Source organism: Bacillus sp. AFS001701 (assembly GCF_002559405.1).
Classification (GTDB): domain Bacteria; phylum Bacillota; class Bacilli; order Bacillales; family Bacillaceae_G; genus Gottfriedia.
The window spans coordinates 1-5136 of record NZ_NTZO01000559.1; the positions used below are offsets into that span (position 1 = coordinate 1).

Consider the following 5136-nt stretch of genomic DNA (forward strand, 5'->3'; position numbering starts at 1 on the left):
TTTGTAGGTGACTTCCAAAATACCAACCGTGATGTAAAAAATGATTTGAAATAATAATAATTAGAATCAAGTTGTTTATCAAAAACATTCTTCTTGAAAGAGGCTGACTCAAAAGATCCGTTGAAATGACGACTTTTTGAGTCAGTTTTTTTTTAAGTACTAGCTTAAGTGAAATTTTTCTTATTGGTAGGAGGAAATTATAAAAATGTATAGTTTATTAACATAAATAAGGATCTTCCATTAGGAAGATCCTCCATTTTATTCGGGAACATTAACAGTGAATGGAACAATAAATACTTTTCCTTCATGTTGAAATTGCCCCCAAATTTTATATAACCCTTTTTTCGGGAAAGAAGTCATGAACTTTGCATCAGGACCTGTAGTATTTTCTTCCATAGGATGAACATGTAAATAGGTTTCTGTGTCACCACTAATTGCTACTACATGACCAATTGCACCTAAATATGGTTGTAAGTTCGTTATTGGTTTCTTTGTTTTTGCATCTTTTATCGTAAATGTCATCGGTAATTCCATATTTGTCATTAGATGATCAAACGTTAGCGTAATTTCCTTTCCATCAATTACTTTTGTTAACTTTTGATCCGCAACTAATTTTGACGGTTGATCTACCTGCCCCTCAACCTTTACAACTGAACTTTTTACAATCTTTGATTCACCTTTTGGTACAAAATCTGCATACAATTTATATTCGCCACCTGATGGGAAATTAGGTGAAATTTCAAATTTCCCATCCCCCTTATATTCCGGATGAATATGTTCGAAAAACGATAAATCTTTACTTATTATTATCAAATGCATTAATTTCTCGTGCTCATATTCAAAATCCTTAACTGGTTTTCCTTCATTATTCTTAACCATAATACTTAAAGTTGATTTTTTACCACTTTGAGGTGTTTCTAAAAATTTAAAATCCACCTTGGTATTATCCTGATTTTCTGTTCCTTCTTTTCCGCCGTGCATACTGTGACCATTTTGATTTTGACCGATCACTGCATTATGGTCCATATCCTTAGATTGAAAATAATTGGTGTAGATAGAGTATCCTCCTATTAAAACCAACAAGTAAACAATAGCTGAAATAGCCCATTTTTTCATATTGAATCTCCCTTATAACTTGATTCTTTGTAATCGAAGTGCATTTAGTACAACTGATACTGAACTAAATGCCATTGCAGCACCCGCCAACCAAGGCGCAAGAAGTCCCATAGCTGCTAAAGGAATACCAAGTGTATTGTATGCAAATGCCCAGAATAAGTTTTGCTTAATGTTACTAATTGTTTTCTTACTCATATATACTCCATCTGCAATGCTATTTAGATCTCCACGAATTAAGGTAATATCCGCTGCTTCCATTGCAACATCTGTTCCTGTACCAATGGCCATCCCAATATCTGATACTGCTAATGCTGGAGCATCATTAATTCCATCTCCAACCATTGCAACCTTTTTTCCTTGCTCTTGTAATTTTTTCACTTCGTCTGCTTTACCCTCTGGTAATACTTCCGCAATTACATTTGTAATTCCAGCTTCTTTTGCTATTGCCATTGCTGTTTGCTGATTATCTCCTGTCATCATGATTACTTCAAGTCCAAGTTCTTGTAATCGTTTAATAGCCTCTTTGGAAGTGGCTTTAATTGTATCTGCAACTGCAATTAGCCCTGCGTATTTCTTGTTAATAGCTACGAGCATAGCTGTTTTTCCTTCTTGCTCAAAATTGTCTTTTTTAGTTAACGCTTCATTTGGGACTTCAATGTAGTTTTGTTCAAGCAATTTTTTTGTTCCTACAAGAACTTCATTTTCTTCTACTATTGCTTTTACACCATATCCAGGAATTGCTTCAAATTCTGAATTATTTTTAAGTGTAATCCCCTTTTCTTTGATGCCTTCTACGATCGATACTGCTAAAGGATGTTCTGATGAGAACTCCGCAGTACCTACTATTGTTAAAAATTCTGTTTCGTTTATTTCCTCTGAAACAATGATATCAGTAAGAACTGGTGTACCATGTGTTATAGTACCTGTTTTATCCAAAACAACAGTTGTAATGCGATGTGTTGTTTCTAGATGTTCTCCACCTTTAAATAAGATTCCATATTCTGCTGAACGACCTGAGCCTGCCATAATTGATGTTGGAGTAGCTAATCCTAATGCACATGGACATGCAATAACTAATACGGCAATTAATTTTTCTAATGCTTCAGCAAAATCTCCTGGTGTCACCCAAATGAACCAAATAAGAAACGTAACAACCGCAATTCCAACAACGATAGGAACAAATATACCTGAAATTGTGTCTGCTAACCGCTGAATAGGAGCTTTCGATCCTTGTGCTTCTTCAACTACCTTTACAATCTGAGCTAGAGCTGTGTCTTTTCCAACCTTTGTTGCTTTAATTTTTAAGAATCCATTTTTATTTATCGTAGCACCTATTACAAAGTCACCGATTGATTTATCAACTGGTACGCTCTCACCAGTAAGCATAGATTCATCAATGGCAGATCGCCCATCAATAACTTCCCCATCAACTGGTACTTTTTCACCTGGTTTAACATAGACAATATCTCCAACAACAACTTCCTCTAGCGGAATTTCTATTTCTTCACCTTCACGTAATACAATTGCCGTTTTTGCTTGAAGGCCCATTAATTTTTTAATCGCTTCTGACGATCTACCTTTTGCTTTCGCTTCAAATAGTTTACCTAAAATAATTAGAGTAATTAATATCGCACTTGTTTCAAAATATAGACTTAACATATGTTGATTACTACCAATTGATTTGATGGTAATATACAGACTGTAGAAAAAAGCTGCAGAAGTACCAAGTGCAACTAGTACATCCATGTTAGCACTTTTATTTTTTAACGCTTTATAAGCACCTATATAAAACTGTTTGCCAATCACAAATTGAACAGGTGCAGCTAATGCAAGTTGTATCCATGGATTCATAAACATTTCAGGCAAATATATAAAACTAGTAAAATTAAAATGTCCTACCATTGACCACAATAAAGGAATCGATAATATAATTGAAAACATTAACTTTCCCTTTTGGGTTTCGATTTCCTTTTCACGATGATCTACTGCTTCCTTTTGATTATCTTCACTTTTAATAGAAGCTTTATACCCTAACTTATCAACCTTATTAATCATATCTGATGGCTTAACAAGTTCTGGATTATATTCGATCGTTGCTTTTTCAAGAGCTAGATTTACATTAGATTGTATTACACCTTCAAGTTTTGATAATCCTTTTTCTATTCTAGTCGCACAGGCTGCACACGTCATACCGACGATATCAAATTCAACTTTTTCTGTGACTACATCATAACCAAGATCCTTGATTTTTTTTTGAATCGATTCGATGTTAATACTCGCGGGATTGTATTTTATCGATGCCTTTTCTACTGCCAAGTTTACATTAGCTTCTTCAACCCCCTCTAATTTATTTAATCCTTTTTCTATTCGAAGTGCGCAAGCTGCGCATGTCATTCCTGTAATTTGATAATTGGTTTCTTTGAATTTTTCAGTCATTCTAAAACCTCCACATACCCATTAGGGGTATATTTTTATTTAAAAGAAATCGTGCCCTATTTAGCACGTTCTTTTTCAATATTATTTTACATCATAGCCTTGATCATCAATTGTTTCTTTGATTTTAGCAATTCTTATCTCATTCGTGTTAAACTCTACTTCAACAGTTCCAAATTCTAAACTTACTTTTACAAATTTAACACCTTTTAATTCACCTACACTACCTTCTATTGCTTTTATACAATGTCCACAAGACATTCCTTCAACATGTAAGATTGTTTTTTCAATAACCATTTTGGACTCTCCTTATTTTTTCATTAATTTTTGAAATGTCACTAATACTTCATCTAAAACAGCTGTATCGCCTACTTGTATTCTTTCAAGTACACAACTTTTCATGTGACCCTCAAGTAATATTTTTGCTACACTATTTAACGCTGCTTGTGTAGCAGCAATTTGAGTGATTATATCATCACAATAGGTATCTTTATCAATTAATCCCTTAATCCCTCTAACTTGCCCTTCGATTCGGTTAAGCCTTGCCACTAAATTTTGTTTTGTTTTTTCAGAGTGGTGACTTTTTCTTTCATCTGTTGTGCAACACTCCTCATTTACTTTTGAGTTTTCATTATTTAATGACATTCTTTCATCCCCTCTTATTTTATTTCTAATATAACCTATTTTTTAATAAAGAGGATATTACATAATTTCAAATACTTAACCGATTTTAATTTTTAATTCTTCAATACCGATTCTTTTAATAAACTTATTAACTGTTTCTCTTTTCTTTCCTTCATGTTTATAAACATCAAGGAACCTCTCTATATAATAATATAATTGATCAGGTTCTAACCTCTCGTATAGTATCTGCGCTACTTCAGCATCTTTTCCTTTAGATTTCCCACCAATATAGAAATTATAGTGATCGTTAACTTTCATAATACCAATGTCATTCATCAATGGCTCACCACATCCCACAGGGCAACCTGTGTAAGCAGCACGAACTGTAAAAGGAACTTCTTTCCCAGCTATCCGATTATTCAGTTCTTTGGCGACTGGCATACCTTCTTCTAATTCACCCTTACAAAAATTACAAGTTCTTAAGCTCTTTACTACATCTCCTACTGGATAACAATGTAAGCCTACACTAATAAATTCATTAATAATTTCATGCTGTCGTTCTTCCGGTACATCTATATATAATTGTTGAAAAGTAGTTAATTCTAGTTCTTCTTCCCCTATATGCTTAGCAATTGTTACTAGTTGTTTTGCGTTTAACTTTGCTCCAAAGCTAATTCCACCGTTAACTGCAATTGTTATTTTTTTAGTCTTCTCCATTCTGTCTCACCCCCTGAATAGACAATTTTATTTTTAAAGTCCAGTATTGTCATATTATTTCATTTAGATTCGAAAATAATAATTTACTTCTAAAAACCAAAAATCAATCTCCATATACTATACCCTACTATGGTATGTTGCACTTTCATTTTAGTTCCAAATTTTTTGTTTGTAAACAAAAATTTAATTAAGATTTGATATACTCTAAAAAACGAGAAATTATTTCTTTACTAATAACCTAGGGAG

Annotated in this window: 5 protein-coding genes; all 5 read right to left on the reverse strand. The window is 33.2% G+C overall.

Annotated features, from left to right (window positions below):
• Positions 1 to 258 precede the first annotated feature (258 nt).
• Positions 259 to 1116: a hypothetical protein gene (locus tag CN514_RS22800; protein WP_098234530.1), complete on the reverse strand. Its 858-nt coding sequence runs from the start codon at positions 1114 to 1116 to the stop codon at positions 259 to 261.
• Between the two features lie 12 nt (positions 1117 to 1128).
• Positions 1129 to 3552 (reverse strand): heavy metal translocating P-type ATPase, encoded by a 2424-nt coding sequence (locus CN514_RS22805; RefSeq protein WP_098234531.1) that lies wholly within the window; start codon positions 3550 to 3552, stop codon positions 1129 to 1131.
• A gap of 81 nt (positions 3553 to 3633) precedes the next feature.
• Complete coding sequence (gene copZ / locus CN514_RS22810; RefSeq protein WP_098234534.1) at positions 3634 to 3840, reverse strand: copper chaperone CopZ; 207 nt, start codon at positions 3838 to 3840, stop codon at positions 3634 to 3636.
• 18 nt (positions 3841 to 3858) lie between these two features.
• Complete coding sequence (locus CN514_RS22815; protein ID WP_098234532.1) at positions 3859 to 4194, reverse strand: metal-sensitive transcriptional regulator; 336 nt, start codon at positions 4192 to 4194, stop codon at positions 3859 to 3861.
• A 75-nt stretch (positions 4195 to 4269) separates the two neighbouring features.
• Positions 4270 to 4890 carry an NAD(P)/FAD-dependent oxidoreductase gene (locus CN514_RS22820; RefSeq protein WP_098234533.1) on the reverse strand — a complete coding sequence of 207 codons (621 nt, stop codon included), beginning with the start codon at positions 4888 to 4890 and terminating at the stop codon, positions 4270 to 4272.
• Positions 4891 to 5136: the final 246 nt, after the last annotated feature.